Here is a 24371-nt window from a genome sequence, read left to right as displayed (position 1 = left end):
TCTTATTTATCACCAAATTTTATACACCTTTTAATCGCCTGTTATATATAGATTGATTAAGTAGCGACACAATAAGCGGGAAAATAAACACGAACGTTGTTTTTAAATACAAACCCCATGTCAAAGTTGGGTCGATAAATAAATAACAAGAATAGGTACAAAAGATAATATAGAATACAACTCTTAATGAATAAGCTCTTGTTCGGTTATTTACTAAAAATGTACCACGTCTTATTGCCAAATATATTAGCCCTAAAACAAACGAAAAAACACCACAAAAATATGGCCCGAATAAATACAACCCAAGAATGTTCTGTCTTGCATTGGGACCAATTCCACTGTCGATATTATAATAGTATTTTGAAATCTCGTATCCAAAAATGACTTTGTCTTTGACCGGATAGCCAAGAATCATAGACAATTTGTTTATTGTACCGCCAAAAAAATAATCCCAGACATAAATATCCTTTGGTAACGAATCCATAAATGGTTTGCTATAACCCTGGTAAAAAACATCACCAAATAAAACAAAACGCTCAAAAAACGCCGAAAGCACACTGCCGTTGGCTCCCCAAACACTGAAAATAACAACCATCAATCCCAGAATTATTAAAGGAGATATGTATGATAGTATCTTTACAACTTTTGCTAATTCTCGTATTTGATATACTTCCTTAACTAAAAATAAGGATACAATCATAAAGAAGAAGTCAGATTTCCCCCCTTTAACCAGCAAACATACAAAACAAAATAATAATAGCACGTAGTCGACAAAACTCTTCCTACGATAAACATATCTCTTAATAGCTACCATAGCTGGGAAACAAACCCAGTAGACATCGGTAAACCATGAAATAATTCCAGCTGATTCATTTGTATCCAACCTCGATAATTGATTTAAGATTGGAATACCTACAATAGCAAAATAATATATACTCGTTATGATGAGTAAAATAGTAGTTGTATAGTAAAAACTGGAGTACCCATAATTCCAGCGTTTGTAAGCAATAAAGCGTTCATGGGAATCATCATTAATCTTTACATAATTTTTCCGCATAAACAACAATGGTATTAAAAACATAACCTCAGTATATAAAAAAGAATAGAAATAAAAATCATCTATCTCTGAGGTAAACTCTAACAATAAAACAACTGAACAGGAAAAAACCTGTGCAACAAAACCAATCATCAGAGGGTCTGCAACATGCCTAACTTTGTTACCAAACCATGCATAATAAATTATGAAAACCAGACCCAACAAAGATAAATATAACGTGAGGTTCGAGTATAACAGATCTAAAAACTGGCCATTGTCCATAAGTAGATTTACTCAGCTAGAAATTCTTTTTAAATTTGTCACAACAAAAATAAAATAGAGAGTATAGTTCAATAAGTAAGCTATATTGGCGCCCTGAATTCCAAAATGCAGGATAAAATAATAACTCAGTACAACCAACGTTGCAGAAAAAAACACCTCACTTGCAACAAACCATTTTGTTGCATTCCGAGCTATCATAGGAAATGCATAAAGCCAGCTTGCTATTTTAACAACATCCCCCATAAGTTGAATGCCAAATAAATCTCTTGCGTTCCTGAATTGCTCAGTGAATAAAACAGTTATGACTACATCACGTAACAAATAAATTGTAACGGCCATAATTATTACAATCGGTATTATTATTTTGGCTGTATTCCAAATCTCAAGTTTAATCGAATAATAATCACTTATTTTAGACAATCTTGGGAGATAATAAGCACTAAGCGCCATGGTACATACCCCCAAGTACACTTCTGATATTTTCCACACGGATTGCCACATCCCAGCAGCGGCCCATCCTTCATTAGCTACCAGCAAGTTTCTAATAAGCATCAATGCCACCGGCATGGCGATAGCAGTGATGATTGCCATAACAATATATCCCCACGTGTCAGCCAATGCTTTTTTATCAATATTACCAAACCATAGGCTGAATCTAAACCATGGCTGCTTAATGCTCATAACAATCAGTGAAATGCCTATCAATGCCGATTGCAAAGCTGCGGCTATCAGAGCTCCATCTATATTCCATCTAATGATTAGCGCTGTCATAACCGCACCAGAAACAGAAACAGAAACTATTCCCAAAAAGACATAGAGTTTATAATTCTGCAGTCCATTAATGACAGAATTGACTAAGGTCCCAATAGCGGTAAAGGGCAAAACGAAAACTGCCAAATAAATAACCCATTGATATTCAGCCCCACCAAATAACCATTGTGATAGATAGTGGTTTAAAAATAATCCAATTGGCAGTAAAATGATATATAATGCTAACATCCAAAATAAAGCAGCTCGCCACCATGGGCTACATGCTTCATAGCCATCTTCATGGTGCTCAGCGGTATAACGTATCACGCTATTTGAAACAGGTGCGTTAATAACACCATTAAATGCATTTACCAGACTTTGTATTTGGCCTAAAAGGGCCATACCTGATGGCCCAGTGTAGATCGCGACTACTTTAGCAATTATAAAGCCAATTAACATTTTTAATAATGTTAATGACCCTGTCATTGCCGTAACCTTTAACAACTTTTTCATACAGTAAATTCATTTAAAGCATCGATAACTTTTTCCACCTCAAGGTTTGACATTGTTGGATCAAGAGGTATAGATAATACAGTATTATGAATTTTTTCCGTCACAGGCAAACTCATACCGTTTAGTTCCTCATATGCTTTTTGCTTATGAGGTGGTATTGGATAGTGAATTAATGATTGAATATTATTTTTTGTCAGCCATGCCTGTAACTGTTCTCTGTATTCGCACTTCACAACAAATAGATGCCAAACATGTGCAGAGTCAAAGGTTACTGTCGGCACTGTGATCAAACTATTAGAGATCCCTTCGATATAAATTTTTGCAATCTCTTGTCTGCGAATAGTTTCTTGAGGAAGATATTTTAGTTTAACAGATAGTATTGCAGCCTGAATCTCGTCAAGGCGACTATTAACTCCAGGATAAAGGTTCTCGTATTTTTTCTGAGAACCATAATTTCTTAAAGCACGGAGTACATCTGCTAATTCATCATCATTGGTAGTGATTGCACCCGCATCGCCCAGAGCACCCAGATTTTTTCCTGGATAGAAACTAAACCCTGACGCTATACCCCAGTTCCCAGATTTTTTACCATTAATATTTGCCCCATGAGATTGGGCACTATCTTCGATGACGAGTAGATCAAATTCTTTTGCAATCTCCATGATTTCAGGCATTGGAGACAATTGTCCATACAAATGCACTGGCAATATCGCTTTTGTCTTCTCTGTGATGACGGAGCGAACATTCTGAGGTGAGAGATTGAATGTATCCGCATCGGGCTCGACAAGTACAGGTTTAAGATTATTCGCAGTGATCGCCAGAACCGATGCTATATAGGTATTAGCCTGAACGATAACTTCATCACCATCTTTTAGCTTTCCTAATTCTTTTAGGGCTCTAAAAATGAGAATGAGTGCATCTAAACCATTAGCTACACCAATTGTATGTTTAACATTGCAGAAGTATGAGAAATCCTTCTCAAATTTTTGTAATTCCTCACCCATAATATACCAGCCAGAATCAATCACCTTAGCGCAGGCATTTTTAAGTTCTTCATTGTATCTGGCATTTACTTCTTTTAAATTCAGAAAATTAATCATATTAAGCCTGTAATATTTATCTTGCTTGCTTTAAAAAATCGTCATAATCACGAATATAATCATTTTCGTCATAATGACAGTCAGCTAATACCATCAGAACGCAATCGCTCGAAAAATCATACATCTCACGCCAAATACATGACTCAATGAGAAGCCCCTGCGCTGGATTGTCCAAAACAACCTCTATCCTCTCTGTCCCATCATCCAACAGAAAACGACAAGAACCTTTTACGGCGATCGCAACCTGTTTTAATTTTTTATGCGCATGAAAACCTCTACGAACACCTTCTTTAGTATCAAAGATGTAGTAAACTCTTTTAATACTAAAAGGGATATTATTCTCTTCTTCTAAGGCGACCAATGAACCACGATCATCACCATGCTTTTGAAGTGGGATAAAATTGATTTTCATTATTTACCTTGAACGTTTAATGAAGCAAAGGTTGAACCGTTCTGATCTTTCTCAGAAATGATGTATTCCATTTTTGGCCATTCTATATTCAAGTCCTTATCATCCCATTTTATACAACGTTCATGTGCTTGAGAATAATAATCGGTAGTTTTATAAAGAAATTCTGCATGCTCACTTAAAGTTAAAAAACCGTGTGCAAATCCAGCTGGGATCCAAAGCTGCTTTTTATTCTCTTCTGATATAATAACACCCACCCATTGCCCATATGTTGGAGATTCTTTGCGTATATCAACCGCTACATCAAAAACCTGCCCTGTAACGCATCTAACCAGTTTTCCCTGGGCAAAAGGTGCTTCTTGATAGTGCAAACCCCGTAAAACCCCTTTAGAAGATCTTGACTGATTATCTTGTTTAAAAATGACGTTTGGATCTATATTTTCTTTGAAGTTTTTTTCGTTAAAACTCTCAAAGAAATAGCCTCTTTCATCATGAAACACTCGAGGTTCGATAATCAAAACACCACTGAGCGAAGTATTAGAAATTTTCATTATAGCCTCTATCAATATCAGTAACTCGCAGAGTGAGTCTCTATTTTCGTGTAATATTATATATTCGCTTAAGCGCCCATAATGGCAGTAATCGTGGAATGCTTCTCAAAATAAAATAGTAGTGAGACGACAATATATTCTGAAAACCAGTCATTCTTTTCATTCGAGCAAGTTTATACTCACTTGAAACATACTTAAGTCCGCGTCGCCTAACCAACATATCAGCTCCGACTCTGACCAATACCAATGGTTCGTCCAAGTTGCCCGCTCTGAATCCTGCCCCTAGTAACCGCAACCATAAATTATAATCTTCCATAAGATAATGGTGCTGGTATCCCCCAACAGACTGGACGCTGGATTTTTTGAAAATGACAGTCATATGGTTAAAAGGATTTTTATGTCTTGCGAATTTTTTAATTTCTTTATCAGTAAGTGGAACTTTTCTTTCTGATACTATATTGTTTTTATCACCTATAAACTCGCGGATGCAACTTCCTGAAATATCAATATCAGGGTTTAACTCCATAAATGCAGATTGTAATTCAAAACGAGTTGGTTGGCATATATCATCCGTATCCATCCGCATGACATAATCATAGGTGCAATGTTTCATTCCTTCATTCAGCGCTTGTCCTAACCCAACGTTCTTTTTTAATGCGACGATCTTGATAGGTAATGACATTGACCATCTATCGACCACTGTGCATAATGCTTCGTTGATAGGGCCATCATAAACAAGAACGATTTCATCCGCTTTAACCGTTTGATTTGCCAGGCTGTCAAAACATTCTTCCAAATAGGAAGGTTTTTCCTTGTCATAGAGCGACATTAACACACTAAAATGCATATAATCCCCACACTTCCTCACTGCTGCTTAAATATAGTAATTCTGTCCAATTTAAAAATTCATTCACATGTTCATGTGAGAAATGTGACAGAGCAATACTACTTTATAAAATATTTGAGAAAATTGGTTCTTATATTTTTTTATCAATCATTTTTAGAAGATATTTGCCATAATTATTTTTTGCTAATGGCTTTGCTAAGAGAGCTATTTGCTCAGCATTAATAAAGCCTTTACGATAGGCAATTTCTTCAGGACAAGCCACTTTCAGCCCCTGGCGTTCTTCAATGGTTGCAATGAAGTTACTCGCTTCAATCAGGCTCTGGTGAGTCCCTGTGTCAAGCCAGGCAAAGCCACGGCCCATCATAGCCACGGAAAGCTTTCCTTGCTCCATATAAATACGGTTAATATCCGTGATTTCCAGTTCACCACGTGCTGACGGTTTTAAATTTTTCGCCATCTCAACGACACTGTTATCGTAGAAATAGAGTCCCGTCACCGCATAATTACTCTTCGGTTCCAGCGGTTTTTCTTCGAGGCTGATGGCTGTACCATTTTTATCGAACTCGACAACGCCGTAGCGCTCAGGATCGTTTACATGATAGGCAAAGACCGTTGCACCATTTTCTTTATTAACCGCGGCATCCATCAATTTAGGAAGGTCGTGACCATAGAAAATATTATCCCCCAACACCAGGGCACAATGATCGTTGCCAATGAATTCTTCGCCAATGATAAAGGCCTGGGCTAATCCATCCGGGCTTGGCTGGACTTTGTATTGGAGATTCAGCCCCCACTGGCTTCCATCACCCAGAAGTTGTTCAAAACGCGGTGTATCCTGCGGAGTACTAATAATTAAAATATCTCGAATACCTGCCAGCATCAGCGTTGAAAGCGGATAGTAAATCATCGGCTTATCATAAATAGGCAATAATTGTTTACTAACAGCCATGGTCACTGGATACAGACGAGTACCAGAGCCACCCGCCAGAATAATACCTTTACGCGTTTTCATTTCATCATCTCTATAGTCATAGGATGCCCATTCCCAGGCATCCCGATCATTATTAAATTGCTGTTGCTGTGAACCACTCAGTCAGCATACGCTTAACTCCCGCGTCCCACTGAGGCAGTACGAGGTTGAAATTCTGTTGGAACTTTAACGTATTGAGGCGGGAGTTTGCCGGACGTTTTGCAGGCGTAGGGTACGCGCTGGTCGGCACTCCATGAAGCTGCTTTAATGCCAGTTCAATTCCTGCTTTGCGCGCTTCATCAAATACCAGAGAGGCATAGTCGTACCAGGTTGTTGTACCACTGGCAACCAGATGATAAGTCCCTGCCACTTCAGGTTTATTCAGGGCAACCCGAATAGCATGAGCCGTACAGTCTGCTAATAACTCAGCACCCGTAGGGGCCCCAAATTGGTCGTTAATAACAGACAGCTCAGAACGCTCTTTTGCCAGTCGCAGCATAGTACGCGCAAAATTACTCCCTTTACCGGCATAAACCCAGCTAGTCCGGAAGATCAAATGGCGTGAACAATTTTCACTTAACGCTTTTTCACCAGCAAGTTTGGTCTCACCATACACATTAAGCGGCGCTGTGGCGTCCGTTTCAAGCCACGGCGTATCGCCATTACCCGGGAATACGTAATCAGTAGAGTAGTGAACAACCCAGGCCCCCAATTTTTGGGCCTCTTTGGCAAACGCCTCCACACTCGTGGCATTCAGCAACTGAGCAAATTCGGGTTCTGACTCGGCCTTATCGACGGCGGTATGCGCGGCCGCGTTGACGATGACATCAGGCTTAATGCGGCGCACCGTTTCTGCAATGCCTTCAGGGTTGCTGAAATCACCGCAATACTCCTGCGAATGGACGTCAACCGCAATCAAATGACCCAGCGGTGCCAGAGCACGCTGTAGCTCCCAGCCCACCTGCCCTGTTTTGCCAAACAACAGGATGTTCATTACGCACGATCCCCGTAGTTTTCTTCAATCCAGGATTTGTAGCTGCCGCTTTTCACGTTCTCTACCCATTTTGTGTTCGCCAGGTACCATTCAACGGTTTTACGAATACCACTTTCGAAAGTTTCCTGAGGCTTCCAGCCCAACTCCTGACCAATTTTCTCTGCATCAATTGCGTAACGGCGATCGTGACCCGGGCGATCAGCCACATACGTTATCTGGTCACGATAGGAACCTTCCTTCGGCACGATTTCATCCAGCAATGAGCAGATGGTATTTACCACATCAAGGTTCTGCTTCTCATTGTGACCACCGATGTTATAGGTTTCGCCAATCTTGCCCTGGGTTACTACGGTGTATAAGGCACGGGCGTGATCTTCTACGTACAGCCAGTCGCGGATTTGGTCTCCTTTACCGTAAACAGGCAGGGCTTTACCCTCCAACGCATTGAGAATGACCAGCGGGATAAGTTTTTCCGGGAAGTGATATGGACCGTAATTGTTAGAACAGTTAGTCACAATGGTAGGGAAACCATAGGTACGCAGCCAGGCACGGACCAAATGATCGCTGGACGCTTTAGAAGCAGAATAGGGACTGCTTGGGGCATAGGCCGTTTTTTCAGTAAACAGCGGCAGTTCAGCTCCCTTGGCCACTTCATCCGGATGCGGAAGATCGCCATATACTTCATCTGTTGAGATATGGTGGAAACGGAAAGACGCTTTTTTATCAGCATCTAACGCTGACCAGTATTGGCGGCTTGCTTCCAGCAGTACATAGGTGCCAACAATGTTAGTCTCGATAAAGGCTGCCGGGCCGGTGATCGAGCGATCAACGTGGCTTTCGGCCGCCAGGTGCATCACCGCATCCGGCTGGTGCTCTGCAAAAATACGCGCCATGGCATTGCTGTCACAGATATCGGCATGTTCAAAATGATAGCGTTCGCTGTTCGAGACTTCGGCCAGCGATTCAAGATTCCCTGCATAAGTCAGTTTATCGACGTTAATAACAGAATCATGCGTATCATTAATAATGTGTCGTACCACCGCAGACCCAATAAAGCCTGCTCCACCAGTGACCAGAATTTTCACGTTTATTTCGCTCTTAATGTTTTCAGGAACAATGAATTATATTCCGTCGCCCCGATAACTATCGAAAAGTATCCGGGGCGGAGAAAATGACAATCTGCTATTTTAACTTACCTTTTCATTCCAAAGTAAATCGCAGATACCATCCGTAGGATTGAACGCAGCAGGTGCCTGCAAGAGTATCTCACGCACACGTTCATAGTCGAACTCGCAGCAGGCTTTGTCGAGATCGTTGAGAATCATACTCATCTCACTCCAAGGCAACATCACTTCGTTAGCAGTCCTGATACGCGGGTGCTGTGTTGCAGAGACATTGTCGCCGATAAGCAACTCTTCATACAGTTTCTCACCTGGACGCAGACCAGTCGTTTTTATCGTAATATCACCATAGGGGTTTTTATCATCACGAACGGTTAGCCCTTGCAGCGTAATCATGCGGTGTGCAAGATCGATAATCCTGACGGGTTCCCCCATATCCAGAACAAAAACATCGCCGCCCGTGCCCATGGCTCCCGCCTGGATCACCAATTGAGCCGCTTCAGGAATGGTCATAAAGTAACGCGTGATATCTTCGTGAGTCAGCGTCACCGGTCCACCTGCAGCAATCTGTTTTTCAAATAACGGCACAACTGAGCCTGATGAGCCTAACACGTTGCCGAAACGAACCATACTGAAGCAGGTTTTACTGGATTCCTTCGCCAGCGCTTGCAGCACCAGCTCCGCCATGCGCTTGGTCGCCCCCATGGTGTTGGTAGGGCGAACGGCTTTATCAGTCGAAATCAGAACAAAGTTTTCAACACCGCAACTTGCCGCAGCCTGAGCGCAGCTCAACGTACCAAAGATATTATTGCACACGCCATCAAGTACGTTGAACTCGACAAGCGGTACATGCTTGTACGCCGCAGCATGATAAATTGTGTCGACGTTGAATGCTCTGATTAACCTTTCGAGATGCTCTTTATCCTGAACGTTTCCGAGGATCGGATAGATTTTAACCTTAAAATCCTGACCCAGATTCAGGTTACGCAGTTCGGAATCAATGGAATAGAGGGAGAATTCGGACAGTTCGAAAAGAATAAGCTGGTTTGGCTTATTTTTAATTATCTGTCGGCATAGTTCAGACCCTATTGACCCCCCTGCCCCGGTAACCATCACTGTTTTCCCGTTAATATTACGGGATATCAGTTCCGGAATGGGTGAGACAGGATCGCGGCCCAGCAGGTCTGTAATAACGACTTTCCGCAAGGAATCAATACTTGCCTTCCCCTCCACCAAATCGACCATTCCCGGGATGGAGAGCACTTCGCACGGCAGACCTTCCAGTGTTTTAATGACTTCGTTCTTTCTTGCCCGGCTTGCGCTTGGCATGGCCAGCAGAATTTTCTTCGCTTCGTATTTCTCAACCAGCCAGGGCAGTTTTTCTGGCGCAAAAACGCTTACCCCGTGAATCACCTGACCTTGCAGGGCACGGTTATCATCGACAAAAGCAACGGGGTAATATTCGTCCATCTGGCTCAGCGCAGGCAGTAATTGACGACCGGATGCACCTGCACCATAAATAACTACCCGAGTGCCCAGATTCAACCCACGATTCACCAACATTCTCATCCCAAGCCGTGATCCGGCAATAAGCAGTAGACCGAATGAGAAATAGATAAAAGGAATCGTTCTCGGCAAATAGAGGTTGGTATAGAACGCTGCGATAATAAGCAAAATGGACGATATGACCATCCCCATCGTTACTACCAGTAATATTTTGGCAGTAATATAACGAATTACGGCCCGATACAGCCCTAATTTAACAAAGATTGCCAAAGTAACTAAAATTATTGAAAGAATAAAAAGCCAATGCTCTGTACTATATACTGGAGTCATTGAATCAATGCGCACCCAAAATGCAAACCAAAATGCGCACAGCAGAAGCACAACATCTATAGAGAGTGTGATAATACGTTTTATTGGTCGTGGTAAAGATATTAAATAATTTAGCATACTAAAAACTGGTCGCCTCACTAAAGCTTGCATTCAGTTTATAAAATAGTACCAGCAGGACACACTGAGTAATCGTCTACTTTAGTATTATAACCACCCACTGTCCCCGCCTGGAGAAACGCTGATTTCCCAATCACAGCGCTGCCCGCAAGATGGACACCAACACCTAAGTGAGCGAAATCACCAACAATGGAATCGTGATCTATTGTCGAGTGGCTATTCACAATCGTCGCCAAACCTAATTTTGCGTTGGCGCCCACTACAGCGCCCGCTAACACAACAGAACCATCAGCAATGGTCGCCGATGGACTGACAAATGCAAAGGGATGTATGAGCGATACAGGATGAATACCTAAGCCGATCAGTTGCTGATAGAGTTGCTCTCTGACTTTATTGTTTCCGATGCCAATAGCAACATGACTTACCTTACCGATATGGAACCGTAGTTCTGAAATTTTTCCAATAATCAGTTTGTTAATTTCCTGGCAGGCGGATGTATTATCGTCGAGAAAAACGATATCGTCATATCCCAGCAGTCTCGCTGTCTCGTACAGCGTACGGCCATGACCACCCGCTCCCAAAATCAATAAGTCATGCATTGACATTGCTCTCTTTGTCTTTGACACCTGCACCACATTTCAGTGCAACAACGAGAAGCGGGAACCAGGCGATGAGTAGCCCCACAACACCATCAATTTTGCCTGAGGCAATAAAAAAGGCGATGGGGAAGAGCCACAGAAGATTGACGGCAATCGCCAATGATGTCACCGGAACGTGGCTGCCATATTTTCTTGCAAGAATTTGGTAGCCATGGCTGGCATGTGCTTCATAGACCTTTTTACCTGCTACGAGCCTCCTCAATAAAGTTGTCGTGGCATCGACGATAAATACGCCCAGCAAACATAATTCTGCAATAAAGAAATGTGTATCTGCTTTCGCAATATGGAGAATCATCAGTCCGATAGTTATCCCCAGGAAACCACTCCCGGCATCGCCCATGAAGATTTTTGCTCTCGGGAAATTCCAGACAATAAAACCGGCCGCGGCACCGATAAGGGCAAGCGTCAGCGGATAAATACTTCCAGGCGCGTCCGTGTACTGGTTTACAACAATTAATATAGCACTACATGCGGCAAATGTTATTGCTTCAGCGCTGGCTAAACCATTAATCCCATCCATAAAATTATATAAGTTCAGCATCCAGACCAGATACACACAGCCGAGAATCATACCAATCCAGGATAAGGAAAGATCGTAACCAAACAGCGTAATTACAGGGAAGGAACCCAGGAAATAGATGCCAATTGCTGCTGCCATGAAATGCATCAATAGACGCCAGCGTGCCGCAATATGACCATGATCATCAAGGAAGCCAATGATAGCGACAATTACACCTGGAATAAATAAACCCAGGAAACTGTCGAACGTAAGCGTATGGTTAAAATAAAATCCTACCAAAGCGACCAGGAGCGTCAGGACGATCGCTACTCCACCACCTCGCGGGGTCGGCACAGAATGAGAACTTCGCTGGTTTGGGCGGTCAATAACATTATGCTTTATTGCATACCCCCGCAATCCCCAAGTCAGCGCACACGATGCTAAAAAAGCGAATATCACAATTCCAAAATTCAACATTATTTATTACCTTCAGTATAATATTTCGCCGTTTTTTTCATAGTTTCATGAAGTGTTATCGGGGGTGTCCAGTGCAAATGTTCCCGCGATTTGGAGGCATCGACTTCCAGATCGCCAAATAACTGATCGTAAATACCACCTTTTCCAGCAGCGGAAAGCAGTAACTTCATAATGCTTTTAGGGAAATAAATAATTTTCGCTTTGATATCCATACCAGCAGCAAAAGTTTCAATCATCTCTTCCGTTGAAGGTCGTTCTGCATCAGCGAGTAAAAAGAGTTGATTCTTAGCTTTCTCGTTTACGACACATTCATTGATAAAACTGACGACATTATCCAGCGAAACAAGAGCACGCTTATTCTTAACGTTTTTAAACGGCAACGGCAGGTTTTTCGATACCAGGTTCAAAAGACGCTGAATATTACCCGGTGCATTTTCGCCACAAATTAAAGCCGGACGGACAATAGTGATAGCCATATCAGTCCCTCCAAAATTTTTTAATAGGCTCTGCTCAGCTTCAAGCTTGGAAATGGCATAATCAGAAGTCGGTCGAGGTGCCGATGTTTCTGTAAAGGGAGTTCCTGAAGTGGAATTACCGTTGACACCGATAGAGCTTATGAAAATAAAGTGCTTTACACCGCTACTGGCGGCATCTTTAGCTAATTTTATCGTCGCATCGTGATTAACCCGTCGGAATTCCGCTAATGCATCCTGTGCGTCATCATTGAGAATATGTGCCCTTCCCGCAGTATGAATGACGGTGTCGCACCCCTGGAGAAGATGAGCCCAGTTGGTGTCGGCTGAGATATCACCCAAGTTGAAAATACCTTCTGCAATGTTCTCTTGCCTGCGCGTTGTTAGTATCACCTCGTGCCCCGATGATTTCAACGTCTGGACTAAAGCAGTACCAAGAAATCCGGTTCCGCCCGTCACCAATACTTTCATTGCCATCCCCTATCTGCTTAATTTGTTATTTTTACCCCGCGAGGAGTGCAGGAACGCGATCACTGTACTATCCAGAGCCATTCGTTCTTTATTCATTAACTTATGCGAGGTATGCTACCGCCCCTGGCTTAACAGCTACCAGTGCACTGAGAGAAGTTTAGAGAAGAATTTTCTGGTCTGATTACAGACAAAAAGTGGCGTTAATTGTCGTCCTAAATGGCGTCAGAAACAAGCACAAATCGCTACAAATCAGCCCAGATTTGAAGCAGGTAACTCTCTGTTATCACAGGAATTAATAACAAAAAGCGGCAGCCATCATTTTGTTTATGTAACAACATAACAAAAAGATGGCTGCCGCGCATAAAGTCTTTCAGACTGCGGAAGGACTATTAGTCGTAAGCCAGCAGCTTCTCAATCCGGCTTCTGAACTTCGCCCCTTCCTTCAGGTTACGCAGGCCATAGTTCACAAACGCCTGCATATACCCCATTTTCTTACCGCAGTCATAGCTGTCACCGGTCATCAGCATGGCATCAACCGACTGCTTCTTCGCCAGCTCAGCAATCGCATCGGTCAGCTGGATACGGTCCCAGGCACCCGGCTCGGTTTTTTCCAGCTCAGCCCAGATATCGGCATTCAGCACATAACGGCCGACTGCCATCAGGTCGGAGTCCAGGGTCTGCGGCTGATCGGGTTTTTCGATAAACTCAACGATACGGCTCACCTGCCCTTCCGACTCCAGCGGCTCTTTGGTCTGAATAACGGAATACTCAGAGAGATCACCCTTCATACGTTTCGCCAGCACCTGGCTGCGACCTGTTTCGTTGAAGCGTGCAACCATTGCCGCCAGGTTGTAACGCAGCGGATCGGCAGAAGCGGTATCAATGATGATATCGGGCAGTACCACGATAAACGGGTTATCGCCTACGACCGGACGCGCGCACAGGATCGAGTGGCCCAGACCCAACGGCTGCGCCTGACGCACGTTCATGATGGTCACGCCAGGAGGGCAGATAGACTGAACTTCCGCCAGAAGCTGACGCTTAACGCGCTGCTCAAGCAACGCTTCGAGTTCATAAGAGGTGTCGAAGTGGTTCTCTACCGCATTCTTCGAAGAGTGCGTCACCAGAACGATTTCTTTGATCCCTGCAGCAACAATCTCGTCGACGATGTACTGAATCATCGGCTTGTCAACGATCGGCAGCATCTCTTTGGGAATTGCCTTCGTGGCTGGCAACATATGCATGCCCAGACCCGCTACCGGTATGACTGCTTTCAAATTAATCATTATTTCTTCCACCTTAAAATGGTTGACGAATTATAGCTTTTAAACCTGTTTTCGCCAGCATGTTTTGCCGTAAATATGAAGTAATCCTAGGTCACCCCACCACAAATTACAGTAGTTGTAATCTGAATAGATCGCGATTTCGTTCCAGGAATTGTCGCAAAATAGTCTGGATGATTACCTGTGCGGCAGCGCAAAATTCAACCGTTCCGTATTCACCACGTGTTGATCGACCCGATCAATATCCACCGAGCTCTGCCCCTTTTCATTAACCGCTTTTATGTTCGCAAGCGACAGCAACGTCTCGTTTTTAGCCATAAATTTCCCGCGCACGTCTTTACGCAAATCGAAGTTCATCTTCAGGGCCGGTCCCGTCGTTGACTCCTGCATCACGTTGATATTACGTAAGAAAAGGTGTTGGGGTTTGTTATGCAGCTCAAGCGTTGCCCGCTGCATCTCCACGTTGGTGATGGCAACAAACGACGTGGCATTGCCGGAGGAAATCTGTATCCCGCGTAGCTTATAGGCAAGCTGTCGGTTATCCAGGCGAATATCGTTAAGTTTGAAGTTCTGCGGTATCGACAGATAATCGCCCTTGATCACGCCATAGCCAATTAGCATTCCGGCGCTGTTGACCATATCGACATTATCAATAACGAAATTATCACAGCCATAAATAGCTACCGTCGCGTTATCAATTCCGGCCTTTTTACTGAAGTCAGGAGTAATATTGCTGGCCTTGATATTACGGATCACAAAGTGTTTACCGTTTTCGACATGGACCAGCTGCCGACAGTTGCTGCCGGTGATATTCGCCACCACGAAGTTTTTAACGGTCTGCTGTTCCGGATAATCATTGTCGTACGTACTGCCGGCCAGCCCGATGCCTATGCCCCAGTTGATCTTGCCGTTGGTGCAGTTGATGTTATCGATCACGTGGTCCGAGATCAGGATGTTACGGTCGTTAATCGCCACGTTCCACTCAATCGCGTCACCCTGCAAGTGGCTGAATTTACTATTGGTAATGCGCGCACCGTCCACCTGATTGTGGAACCCCTGACGCAGGATCGCGTAGTTGGCCTGCGTCACGGTGATGTTATCGATGAGCAGGTTGCGCATCACTCGCCGTTTTTTACCACCGATGTAGATCTGGGTGACGGGGCCGAAGCCGCTCATCGCCAGCCCTTTAATGACACAGTCGGAGCCACGCACGTCCAGCGTGATGTTATGCGTGCGCCCTTCTCCTTCCCCAATGACCTTGCAGCCCTCCTGAAGCACAAACCGCCCGCGCCCGTTGCCCTTCAGCGCACCGCGGATCAGCAGGGTTTTGCCATCAGGAATGAAAATGCCGGTATTGATGTTTTCACAGGTTAACCCGGCGGGAACAACAACGGTATCGCCCTCGGTAAATGCCTGCTTAAAGGCGGCGATCCAGTCCTTATTGTTGTAACGATCGACAGAAACCGTCTTCCCGGTTGCCGCCCGCACAGCGCGGGGCGACAGCAGCGGCATGGCAGCCAGGACGGATAAAGAAGAGACAAATCGGCGTCGGGTAATCTTATTCAGCATACAACCTCAGCGTTACAGCGTTTGCAGCAGGCTCGCTAACTGGCGATTAATCACCTGCTGATTGAATTCTGCTTCAACTTTTTGCCGCGCATTTTGCAGCACAGGGATCAGCGTCTGCTGATCGATATCGCTGAACGCGGCCAGACGGTCCGCCAGCGCCAGCGCATTGTTTTCAGGGACCAGCCAGCCGGAATGCTCAGAGGTGATCAGCTCCGGGATGCCGCTGTGTAACGTCGAGACCACCGGAATGCCGACCGCCATCGCCTCCATCAGCGCCACGGGAATGCCTTCCATATCGCCGTCAGCGCCGGTTACGGAAGGCAGCAGGAACACATCCGCCTCGTCGAGCATGGCTTTCACTTCGTGGCTCGGCTTGAAGCCCGGCATCTCGACCACGTCTTCCAGCTGATACTGTTCAATCAGCGTGCGCAGACGACGCTCCCACGGCCCGATACCCAGGATGCGGTAGTGGAAGTCCACACCACGCGCCTTCAGCTGGCGACAGGCTTCGATGGCTACATGCAGCCCTTTCTTTTCGGTCAGGCGGGCAACAGAGATAATTTGCAGCGGCTTGCCCGGCACCTTGACGGGTCGCTGGGTGAAGCGTTCCATGTCCACGCCCATGCGTGAAACGGTGATTTTCTCGCTCGGGCACCCCATGGTTTTCAGGCGCCCGGCCCACAGGTCGCTTATCGGCAGCATCATGTCACCACGGCGAAACAGCTGCTGATATTCCGGCGTGTAGTGGTTCAGCACTTCACGGCTGGAGATATCGATACCGTGGAAAATGGTGGCGATTTTGCCGTCAATCACCCCCAGCTCACGCAGTTTTGCCGCCGTGACGCCAGCCGGGCCAAAGTGAGCGATAAAGACATCGGCCCGGTACGGCTGGGCCGTTTGCCCGCAAATGGCGGATAAGATCAGGTTGCGGGCCTCCGCCCCATAGCGCGACATATTCAGCGCCCGCCACGTCGAGGCGCGATGCAGGCCGCGCAGCGTCTGTCCGGCGCGATGGCGCAGTTTGTTCATCCGTCCGGCGGGTTCGTCCTGCAACCAGCGGGTTTTCGCCTCCAGCCCATACTGGGTATACGCCGCATGGGTGTTTTGCGTATCGCCCTTTTGCAGGGCGATAATCTCCACGTCATACCCCATATCGATAAACGCGGTGATTTGGTTCAGCACAAAAGTTTCAGACGACAGCGGAAATTTCAGTAAGAAGAAACCAACCTTCATTTCCCCTCCCGGACGCGGTCGAGGACGGATTTCACCATGCCAATACCTTTTTCGCGTTCGGCTTTCACCGCCACCGCCAGACGTTCGTTGATCGCAGGCAGCTGGCCGAGCGTGTCGCCCACCATCGCACCCAGCGAACCGTCCAGCAGATGACGAATATCGACGGCCATTTCCGGCATACCGAGCTGCTGCATAATGCCCGCGGACTTGTGTTCGTAGTTGATGGCGATGGCTGGCGTGCCGAAGTTCATCGAGATAATGGCCGAGTGCAGACGCGTGCCCACGGTCAGGTCGCAGGCGGAGAGCAGCTTGCCCATCTCCAGGTCGTTCAGCTCGTCCATCACCACGTGGTAGCGGGACGGGTCGTTTACCAGGTTGCGCAGGTTGAGCGCCACCATGCGGTCATCTTTGTTGTAGCTGTCGATACCGGTACAGGTGGAGAGCGCCAGCACCTGGTAACCGCTGTCCAGCACGCGGTTCACCACCTCGGCAAAGGCTTTTTCATACGCCGCCTGAGTCGTGCCGAGGCGTTTATCGAACGGCGCAAGTTCACGCAGGGTAATGGCGACGGTTTTCTGTTTTGCCGCCACGTCCAGCCAGTGCTGTACCGCGTAGCTGGCCTGGAAGCTGTCATCCTGATGATCCACCAGCCAGGCGGTGTCTACGCCGTGCTCCACTTTGGTGGTGTCGATTTCGCTACGCTTCATCATGTCGAGGCTGACCGATTCGCGCAGGATCAGCGCGTCACAGTGGCCGAAGACATAGTTCGCCAGCTGGTTGAACTGCGGATCCTGGAACGGCCCGACGCTGTGGCCGATCATAAACAGCGGTTTTTTCGCCATGAAGGTGCAGAGTGCATGCTCAAACTGCGGCACGCCGTACAGGTCGACGAAGAACGAGCCGCCCACCTGAATAATGGCGTCATAGCCGGACAGCAGACGCACGAAATCGGTAAAGCCCTGCGCGATGGCGATGTTGCGCAGCTTGCCGGTGTCGGTTACGCGAGAAAGCAGCACCTGATGCTGGTAGCGGCGACGCAGTACTTTCTTCACGCGCCCCATCACGCCCGCAGCGTTGTTGTGCTGTTTCATCTGGCTGTAGAGCGGGTCGCCCATCACCGGGCGGTTCAGTAACCAGGATGAGCTGACCGGATAACGGCTCATCACATCCACTTCTGTCTCAGGCTTAAGGGTGTTAATTGCATCCAATAAACCGCGCAGGATGGCGCTGTCGCCACGGTTGCCGCAGGTATGGTTGCCAAGAATAAGTAATTTCATAATGGCCTCGTAAAATTAGCCTGCGCGAAGCAGCGTTTTCATTTTTTCGTTACGGCAAAACTGGCGCTTTATCTCAACCACCAGCGCATTGCGTGACAGCACAATCATCACGCCGAATGCCAGCGCGCCTGTCGCGACCTGCACCGCAAGCAGCGCCGCCAGCGGCAGATGCCCGTTGAGCACCACGCCCAGGCCGTAGCTCACCGCCAGAGTCGGTAAGGAGAGATAAAACGGCAGCCACAGGCTGAGAATGTACTGACGGTAGCTGGAGCCCAGCACCGGTTTGATCATCACGAAGTAGCTCAGCACGGTATTGACGATCTGCACCAGCAGGAAGCCGAGCGTCACGCCAATGGCACCCGCCATGTGCCCGCCCACAATAATTGCCGGAATAAACAGGAAGGTTTTAAACACGTTGAACTTGAAGCTGATATCCACGCGCGCCTTCGCCATCAGCAGAGAACCAATCGGGTTCCCCACCGAGCGCAGCAGCCCCACAACGCACAGCAGTTGCAGGATCGGGATGATGCTGTTCCACTTCCCGCCAAACACCAGCGGTACGAAATTGCTGGCGACCACCATCAGCCCCAGCAGTACCGGGAAGTTGATGATCCCCACCACGGAGAGCAGCTTGTAAAAGTTCACGCGCAGCTTCTCGGTATCGTCCTGAATTTTGGCGAACGCCGGGAACAGCACGCGGGTAATGATTGGGTTGAGCTTCATCGGTGGGACAACCGCGACGTTATACGCCAGGTTGTAGCCGCCCGCGACGCTCGCGCCCAGAATGCGCGCCAACACCAGCGTAGAGAGGTTAGTATTCACATAGTTGATAATGCTGTCTGCCGTCAGCCACGCGCCGAAGCGCAGGTTGGATGAAACAGACGCCAGCGAAAAATGCAGTCCCGGGCGATAAATCTTGCGGCCAAAGAAGCCAAACAGCAGCGTGCGCACGGCAGAGTTAACGAGGTAGCCGAGAATGGCGGTCATCGCCAGCGGCCAGAAATGGGCGCTGACAACGGTGAAGGTAAAGCCCGCCAGCACGGCGCTGGTTTCAATCATGCCGATCTTGTTGAACTCCAGCTCTTTCTGCATCAGCGCGCGGAACTGCTGCCCGTGCGGGATCACCACGAAAGCAAACGACAGGGTGCGCATCAGCGGCGCCAGGTCCGGGTTATGCAGCACGCCGGCAATCACATCGCTCAGCAGGAACACCAGCACAAAGACGAAGATACCCAGCCCAACGTTCAGCCAGTAGAGGGTGGTCAGCTCCAGATGGCTGATCTCTTTGCGCTGGATAATGGAGTTGGCGATACCAAAGTCCGACAGCGTATCGGCCAGGGCGATAATCACCAGCGAGACGGTCAGCAGACCAAACTGGTGGTTATCGATAATGCGCGCCAGCACCGTCATCTGCACCAGGCCGAGGCCAATGATGACGATGGTGGCCATGGCTGACCATTTTGCGCCGCTGATGGTTTTTTCTCGTAAGCTCATCTTAGTACGCCGCTTTGTTCACGAAGCCTTTGAAAATGGTCAGAAAAACAATCTTGATATCGAACCAGAGGCTCCACTCACGGATGTACTCCAGATCGAACTCGATGCGTTTTTCCATTTTTTCCAGCGTGTCGGTCTCGCCGCGCCAGCCGTTGATCTGCGCCCAGCCGGTGATGCCTGGCTTCACCTTATGGCGCAGCATGTAGCCTTCAATCAGGGTACGGTACTGCTCGTTATGGGCCACGGCGTGAGGACGAGGCCCGACGATGGACATCCCGCCGGTGAACACGTTGATGAACTGCGGCAGCTCATCGAGCGAGGTACGGCGCAGGAAGTTACCCACGCGGGTGACGCGCGGATCGTTCTGCGTCGCCTGGGTCACCACCTTGTCGTTCTCCATCACCTTCATGGAGCGGAATTTCCACACCATGATCGGCTTACCGTCCATGCCGTAGCGGGTCTGACGGAAGATGATCGGCCCCGGAGAGCTGAGCTTCACCGCCAGCGCAATGCAGCACAGCACCGGGGAGATGAGCAGCAGGATCAGGGACGAAAGTACGATATCCTCCACGCGCTTCAGCACGCGGTTAATCCCCGACAGCGGCGTGTCGTACAACGGAACAACCGGTACCCCGTTCACCTCTTCAATACGGGAGTGGAGAATATTGAAGGTAAACACGTCAGGGATGAGGATCACCGAGCAGGTGGTATCGGCAAGCTCGCGCATCAGTGTCTTGATGCGGGATTCATCTTTCATCTGCATGGCGATGTAGACGTTGTGAATTTTGCCGGCTTTCGCGTCTTCTATCAGCTGTTCGTAGCTGCCCGCCCAGTCAGATGGTACGCCGCCGGGCTTCGCGTCGTGATAAACCCCGACCACTTCAAAACCTAACCACGGCTCTTTGCGGAAGCTGTCGAGCAACACCTGTCCCACCGGCAGGTCGCCCGCCACGGCAACAAAGCGACGGTTATACCCACGGTTGCGCAGCCAGCCCGCGCCAAAGCGGATCAGCGAGCGGCAAACCACCATGCCAACGCTGGTTAACAGATACCAGCAGAGATAGGTCACAAAGCGGTTATCAAAATCATGGCTGAACGCCACCAGGCCCGCGCTGAAAATCAGGCTTAAGGTCCAGTTCTGTAGCAGCAGCATCAGTTCGGTGGTCATTTTTACGCCGCGCCATGAGCGATAGAAATCGGTCATGCCGCCAATCATCTGAAACACCACCAGCGCAATCAACGCCATCAGCAAATGCATGTAGAAGAACGACTGCCCGCTGACCCAACACACCGCCCACAGTCCGCCGACCATGATGGTGATATCAGAAAAACGCTGCACCATAGAGATTAACGATGCATTCGTTCTCGCTCGCTCGCGCTTTTTTAGATTTGTCATCGTTGTTCCTTTAGTTCTAAACCTTTCCCCTCGCCCCTCACCCCGGCCCTCTCCCCAAAGGGGAGAGGGTTAGGGTGAGGGGTAAGGTTTTCTTTTTACTGATTCAACAGCGCCAGAATGTCCTTCGTTCGGGCTTCCATCAGCGCGGTATCGGCGCGGGACTCAACGTTCAGGCGCACCACCGGCTCAGTGTTGGAAGAGCGCAGGTTGAAGCGCCACTGCGGGAACGCCATGCTGATACCGTCGGTACGGTCAATCTCCAGCGCATGAATGGCAAAGTGCTGTTCGACGCGGGCGATGGCCTCGGCTGGCTGTGCCAGTTTGCTGTTGATCTCCCCGCTCGCCGGGAACGCCGCCATGCGGTCGCGTACCAGTTCGCCCAGGCTCTGTCCTTTCAGGCACAGCAGCTCGGTTACCAGCAGCCACGGGATCATCCCGCTGTCGCAGTAGGCAAAATCACGGAAATAGTGGTGGGCGCTCATCTCGCCGCCGTAGATGGCGTCTTCCTCGCGCATACGCTCTTTGATAAACGCGTGGCCGGTTTTAGACATCACCGGCTCGCCGCCCGCGGCCTTCACCACGTCGACGGTGTTCCAGGAGAGGCGCGGATCATGAATGATCTTCGCCCCCGGGTTTTTCTCAAGGAACGCTTCCGCCAGCAGGCCGACAATGTAGTAGCCTTCGATAAACTGCCCTTTCTCGTCGAACAGGAAGCAGCGGTCGAAATCGCCGTCAAAGGCGATACCCATATCGGCGCCGTGCTCAATCACCGCGTTGCGGGTGTCGTCGCGGCACTCCGGCAGCAGCGGGTTAGGAATACCGTTCGGGAAGTTGCCGTCAGGCGTGTTGTGCACTTTGACGAAGGTCACCGGCACGTTCAGCGCCTTAAAGCGGGCTTCAAGTGCATCGACAACCGGGCCTGCCGCGCCGTTGCCGGAGTTAATCACCAGCTTCAGCGGTTTGAGGTTCGCCACGTTGATGTAGCCCAGCAGGTGGTCGATGTACTCTTTTTGCAGGTTGATCTGCTTATAGCTGCCGCGCTTCGCTTCGTTCACCGGCGGGAAGTCGTTGGCCTCGGCCAGACGCTGCACATCGCGCAGACCGGTGTCGCCGCTGATAGGACGCGCGCCCTTGCGCACCAGCTTCATGCCGTTGTAGTCCATCGGGTTATGGCTGGCCGTCACTTCGATACCGCCGTCCACGCCGAGGTGGAAGGTGGCAAAATAGATCTCTTCGGTACCGGAAAGGCCAATGTCCAGCACGTCGACGCCCGCGTCCTGTAGCCCTTTCGCCAGCGCCAGCTTCAGGGATTCGCTGGTGAGACGCACGTCGCCGCCCAGCACGATAGTTTGTGGTTTCAGGTATTCGCCGTACGCGCGGCCGATGCGCCACGCAATGTCTTCGTTCAGCTCTTCGCCCAGCTTGCCGCGAATATCGTAGGCTTTAAAACAGGTTAATTTTTCCATGATGACCCCTTTTTCAGGCAACAGTTGGCCCGCCCGTTAACAGGCTTAATTGTTTTTTATTCATTCGTAGGCCGGATAAGCGAAGCGCCATCCGGCGTTAAGACGGCGCTACACCCGCCCGTAGCGGTCCTGGAAGCGCACGATATCGTCCTCTTCCAGATACGAACCGGAACGCACCTCAATTAAGTCGAGTGGAATTTTCCCCGGGTTTTCCAGGCAGTGCGTGGCACCCAGCGGAATATAAATGGACTCGTTTTCACCGAGCAGCTTCACTTCACCGTTGATGGTCACTTTGGCTGTCCCCGCCACCACTACCCAGTGTTCGGCGCGGTGATGGTGCATCTGCACCGACAGCCCTTCCCCAGGCTTCACGGTGATGCGTTTCACCTGGTAACGCTCGCCGGCGTCAATGGAGTCATATTTGCCCCACGGGCGGTAGACTTCGCGGTGAATATGGTGTTCGTGGCGGCCATCGGCCTTGATCTTCTCCACCACTTTTTTAACGTCCTGCACGGCATTACGGTCGGCAATCAGCACCGCGTCTTTGGTCTGCACGACCACCAGATCTTTCACCCCTACCGTGGTGACAAGGCCAGATTCGGCGTAGACGTAGCTGTTTTCCGTTTTGTGGCTGATCACATCACCGTGATGGACGTTACCCTCCGGGGTATGGGCGCTAATCTCCCACAGTGACGACCAGGAGCCAACGTCGCTCCAGCCCGCATCCATCGGCACCACTACCGCATCTGCCGTACGTTCCATCACGGCATAGTCAATGGACTCTTCCGGACAGGCGAGGAAGGCTTCTTCGTCCACGCGGATAAAATCGAGATCCGGATCCACCACCGCCATCGCTTTTTCGCAGGCATTTAAGATATCCGGGCGATATTTTTCCAGCTCTTCCAGGTAGCGACCGGCGCGGAACAGGAACATACCGCTGTTCCAGTAGTATTCACCGCTGGCCACGTAGGCCTGGGCGGTTTCCAGATTCGGTTTTTCGACAAACTGCGCCACGTCAAAGGCCACGCTGTCGCCTTCACCAGGCGTAACGCTGCCGCGGCGAATGTAGCCATAGCCGGTTTCCGGGAGATCCGGCACGATGCCGAAGGTCACCAGCTTGCCGTTCTCAGCGTAAGGAATCGCCGCGCGAACCGCGTCGCGGAAGGCGTCTTCCTGCTGAATAACGTGGTCAGCCGCCAGCACCAGCATCAGCGGGTCGCAGTCCGGGCTGCTGCGTTTTGCCGCCAGCGCCGCAAGAGCAATAGCAGGCGCGGTGTTGCGTCCGGCAGGCTCCAGAATGATATTTTCGGTCAGTTTATTCAGCTGGCGCAGTTGCTCGGCAACGATAAAGCGGTGCTGCTCGTTACAGATCACCACCGGGCTTTCACACTCCACGCCGTGCAGACGGTTAACCGTCGTTTGCAGCATGGTGAGGTCGCCCTTCAGGCACAGAAATTGTTTTGGATAAAGCACGCGGGACAGTGGCCACAACCGGCTCCCGGATCCACCCGCCATTACGACCGGATACAAAGTGGTTTGACTCATGAT

General features: G+C 48.6%; 21 protein-coding genes. All 21 read right to left on the bottom strand.

Translation table 11 applies throughout. From position 1 onward, the window contains the following. Positions 1 to 19: 19 nt before the first annotated feature. The gene (locus L350_RS19975) at positions 20 to 1189 is read right to left on the bottom strand and encodes a hypothetical protein (protein ID WP_127341374.1); all 1170 of its coding nucleotides are present in this window, start codon (positions 1187 to 1189) and stop codon (positions 20 to 22) included. 141 nt (positions 1190 to 1330) lie between these two features. Further along, positions 1331 to 2581 carry an O-antigen translocase gene (locus tag L350_RS19980; protein WP_032623967.1) on the bottom strand — a complete coding sequence of 417 codons (1251 nt, stop codon included), beginning with the start codon at positions 2579 to 2581 and terminating at the stop codon, positions 1331 to 1333. Then, positions 2578 to 3681 (bottom strand): DegT/DnrJ/EryC1/StrS family aminotransferase, encoded by a 1104-nt coding sequence (locus L350_RS19985; protein WP_032623966.1) that lies wholly within the window; start codon positions 3679 to 3681, stop codon positions 2578 to 2580. Before L350_RS19985 ends, L350_RS19980 begins: the two co-directional genes overlap by 4 nt. 16 nt (positions 3682 to 3697) lie before the next feature. Next, complete coding sequence (locus L350_RS19990) at positions 3698 to 4093, bottom strand: sugar 3,4-ketoisomerase (protein ID WP_032623965.1); 396 nt, start codon at positions 4091 to 4093, stop codon at positions 3698 to 3700. Then, positions 4093 to 4641 (bottom strand): dTDP-4-dehydrorhamnose 3,5-epimerase, encoded by a 549-nt coding sequence (rfbC, locus tag L350_RS19995; RefSeq protein ID WP_032623964.1) that lies wholly within the window; start codon positions 4639 to 4641, stop codon positions 4093 to 4095. The genes L350_RS19990 and rfbC overlap by 1 nt, the downstream gene beginning before the upstream one ends. A 40-nt stretch (positions 4642 to 4681) precedes the next feature. Next, entirely contained in the window at positions 4682 to 5488 is an 807-nt protein-coding gene (locus L350_RS20000) for a glycosyltransferase family 2 protein (RefSeq protein WP_032623963.1), read from the bottom strand. Between the two features lie 130 nt (positions 5489 to 5618). Then, a complete protein-coding gene (gene rfbA / locus L350_RS20005) occupies positions 5619 to 6500 on the bottom strand; it encodes a glucose-1-phosphate thymidylyltransferase RfbA (RefSeq protein WP_032623962.1) in 882 nt (293 codons plus the stop codon). Positions 6501 to 6552: 52 nt separating this feature from the next. Further along, positions 6553 to 7452: a dTDP-4-dehydrorhamnose reductase gene (rfbD, locus tag L350_RS20010; protein ID WP_032623961.1), complete on the bottom strand. Its 900-nt coding sequence runs from the start codon at positions 7450 to 7452 to the stop codon at positions 6553 to 6555. Continuing rightward, positions 7452 to 8537, bottom strand: coding sequence for a dTDP-glucose 4,6-dehydratase (rfbB, locus tag L350_RS20015; RefSeq protein ID WP_032623960.1), 1086 nt, complete (start codon positions 8535 to 8537; stop codon positions 7452 to 7454). Before rfbB ends, rfbD begins: the two co-directional genes overlap by 1 nt. 102 nt (positions 8538 to 8639) lie before the next feature. Continuing rightward, a complete protein-coding gene (locus L350_RS20020; protein ID WP_408730876.1) occupies positions 8640 to 10409 on the bottom strand; it encodes a polysaccharide biosynthesis protein in 1770 nt (589 codons plus the stop codon). Between the two features lie 155 nt (positions 10410 to 10564). Then, complete coding sequence (locus L350_RS20025; protein ID WP_232934152.1) at positions 10565 to 11131, bottom strand: PglD-related sugar-binding protein; 567 nt, start codon at positions 11129 to 11131, stop codon at positions 10565 to 10567. After that, positions 11118 to 12161, bottom strand: a complete 1044-nt coding sequence (locus L350_RS20030; RefSeq protein WP_032623957.1) for an MraY family glycosyltransferase — start codon at positions 12159 to 12161, stop codon at positions 11118 to 11120. The genes L350_RS20025 and L350_RS20030 overlap by 14 nt, the downstream gene beginning before the upstream one ends. Beyond that, positions 12161 to 13111 carry an NAD-dependent epimerase/dehydratase family protein gene (locus L350_RS0122085; RefSeq protein WP_080686342.1) on the bottom strand — a complete coding sequence of 317 codons (951 nt, stop codon included), beginning with the start codon at positions 13109 to 13111 and terminating at the stop codon, positions 12161 to 12163. Before L350_RS0122085 ends, L350_RS20030 begins: the two co-directional genes overlap by 1 nt. A 383-nt stretch (positions 13112 to 13494) precedes the next feature. Further along, the gene (galF, locus tag L350_RS20035; RefSeq protein ID WP_032623956.1) at positions 13495 to 14391 is read right to left on the bottom strand and encodes a GalU regulator GalF; all 897 of its coding nucleotides are present in this window, start codon (positions 14389 to 14391) and stop codon (positions 13495 to 13497) included. A 174-nt stretch (positions 14392 to 14565) separates the two neighbouring features. After that, positions 14566 to 15957: a colanic acid biosynthesis protein WcaM gene (wcaM, locus tag L350_RS20040; protein WP_032623955.1), complete on the bottom strand. Its 1392-nt coding sequence runs from the start codon at positions 15955 to 15957 to the stop codon at positions 14566 to 14568. Positions 15958 to 15969: 12 nt separating this feature from the next. Next, positions 15970 to 17190, bottom strand: a complete 1221-nt coding sequence (gene wcaL / locus L350_RS20045) for a colanic acid biosynthesis glycosyltransferase WcaL (RefSeq protein ID WP_032623954.1) — start codon at positions 17188 to 17190, stop codon at positions 15970 to 15972. Next, on the bottom strand, positions 17187 to 18467 hold the full coding sequence (wcaK, locus tag L350_RS20050) for a colanic acid biosynthesis pyruvyl transferase WcaK (protein WP_022648628.1): 1281 nt from the start codon (positions 18465 to 18467) through the stop codon (positions 17187 to 17189). The genes wcaL and wcaK overlap by 4 nt, the downstream gene beginning before the upstream one ends. Positions 18468 to 18482: 15 nt before the next feature. Then, positions 18483 to 19961: a colanic acid undecaprenyl disphosphate flippase WzxC gene (gene wzxC, locus L350_RS20055; protein WP_032623953.1), complete on the bottom strand. Its 1479-nt coding sequence runs from the start codon at positions 19959 to 19961 to the stop codon at positions 18483 to 18485. Between the two features lies 1 nt (position 19962). Beyond that, the gene (gene wcaJ / locus L350_RS20060; protein WP_032623952.1) at positions 19963 to 21357 is read right to left on the bottom strand and encodes an undecaprenyl-phosphate glucose phosphotransferase; all 1395 of its coding nucleotides are present in this window, start codon (positions 21355 to 21357) and stop codon (positions 19963 to 19965) included. Between the two features lie 95 nt (positions 21358 to 21452). Further along, positions 21453 to 22823 (bottom strand): colanic acid biosynthesis phosphomannomutase CpsG, encoded by a 1371-nt coding sequence (gene cpsG, locus L350_RS20065; RefSeq protein WP_022648631.1) that lies wholly within the window; start codon positions 22821 to 22823, stop codon positions 21453 to 21455. Between the two features lie 108 nt (positions 22824 to 22931). Next, positions 22932 to 24368, bottom strand: coding sequence for a mannose-1-phosphate guanyltransferase (gene cpsB, locus L350_RS20070; protein ID WP_023300545.1), 1437 nt, complete (start codon positions 24366 to 24368; stop codon positions 22932 to 22934). Positions 24369 to 24371 lie beyond the last annotated feature (3 nt).

It is taken from the genome of Enterobacter sp. MGH 4 (genome assembly GCF_000534735.1).
Taxonomy (GTDB): Bacteria; Pseudomonadota; Gammaproteobacteria; order Enterobacterales; family Enterobacteriaceae; genus Enterobacter; species Enterobacter intestinihominis.
The sequence above is the reverse complement of the archived record's forward strand: the minus strand, read 5'-3'. Positions and strand labels throughout refer to the sequence as shown.

Coding starts and splice junctions, on each gene's coding strand:
- L350_RS19975 (WP_127341374.1), bottom strand. CDS start 1,189: ATGATTGGTTTTGTTGCACAGGTTTTTTCCTGTTCAGTTGTTTTATTG.
- L350_RS19980 (WP_032623967.1), bottom strand. CDS start 2,581: ATGAAAAAGTTGTTAAAGGTTACGGCAATGACAGGGTCATTAACATTA.
- L350_RS19985 (WP_032623966.1), bottom strand. CDS start 3,681: ATGATTAATTTTCTGAATTTAAAAGAAGTAAATGCCAGATACAATGAA.
- L350_RS19990 (WP_032623965.1), bottom strand. CDS start 4,093: ATGAAAATCAATTTTATCCCACTTCAAAAGCATGGTGATGATCGTGGT.
- rfbC (WP_032623964.1), bottom strand. CDS start 4,641: ATGAAAATTTCTAATACTTCGCTCAGTGGTGTTTTGATTATCGAACCT.
- L350_RS20000 (WP_032623963.1), bottom strand. CDS start 5,488: ATGCATTTTAGTGTGTTAATGTCGCTCTATGACAAGGAAAAACCTTCC.
- rfbA (WP_032623962.1), bottom strand. CDS start 6,500: ATGAAAACGCGTAAAGGTATTATTCTGGCGGGTGGCTCTGGTACTCGT.
- rfbD (WP_032623961.1), bottom strand. CDS start 7,452: ATGAACATCCTGTTGTTTGGCAAAACAGGGCAGGTGGGCTGGGAGCTA.
- L350_RS20020 (WP_408730876.1), bottom strand. CDS start 10,409: ATGACTCCAGTATATAGTACAGAGCATTGGCTTTTTATTCTTTCAATA.
- L350_RS20025 (WP_232934152.1), bottom strand. CDS start 11,131: ATGTCAATGCATGACTTATTGATTTTGGGAGCGGGTGGTCATGGCCGT.
- L350_RS20030 (WP_032623957.1), bottom strand. CDS start 12,161: ATGTTGAATTTTGGAATTGTGATATTCGCTTTTTTAGCATCGTGTGCG.
- L350_RS0122085 (WP_080686342.1), bottom strand. CDS start 13,111: ATGGCAATGAAAGTATTGGTGACGGGCGGAACCGGATTTCTTGGTACT.
- galF (WP_032623956.1), bottom strand. CDS start 14,391: ATGATTAATTTGAAAGCAGTCATACCGGTAGCGGGTCTGGGCATGCAT.
- wcaM (WP_032623955.1), bottom strand. CDS start 15,957: ATGCTGAATAAGATTACCCGACGCCGATTTGTCTCTTCTTTATCCGTC.
- wcaL (WP_032623954.1), bottom strand. CDS start 17,190: ATGAAGGTTGGTTTCTTCTTACTGAAATTTCCGCTGTCGTCTGAAACT.
- wcaK (WP_022648628.1), bottom strand. CDS start 18,467: ATGAAATTACTTATTCTTGGCAACCATACCTGCGGCAACCGTGGCGAC.
- wzxC (WP_032623953.1), bottom strand. CDS start 19,961: ATGAGCTTACGAGAAAAAACCATCAGCGGCGCAAAATGGTCAGCCATG.
- wcaJ (WP_032623952.1), bottom strand. CDS start 21,357: ATGACAAATCTAAAAAAGCGCGAGCGAGCGAGAACGAATGCATCGTTA.
- cpsG (WP_022648631.1), bottom strand. CDS start 22,823: ATGGAAAAATTAACCTGTTTTAAAGCCTACGATATTCGCGGCAAGCTG.
- cpsB (WP_023300545.1), bottom strand. CDS start 24,368: ATGAGTCAAACCACTTTGTATCCGGTCGTAATGGCGGGTGGATCCGGG.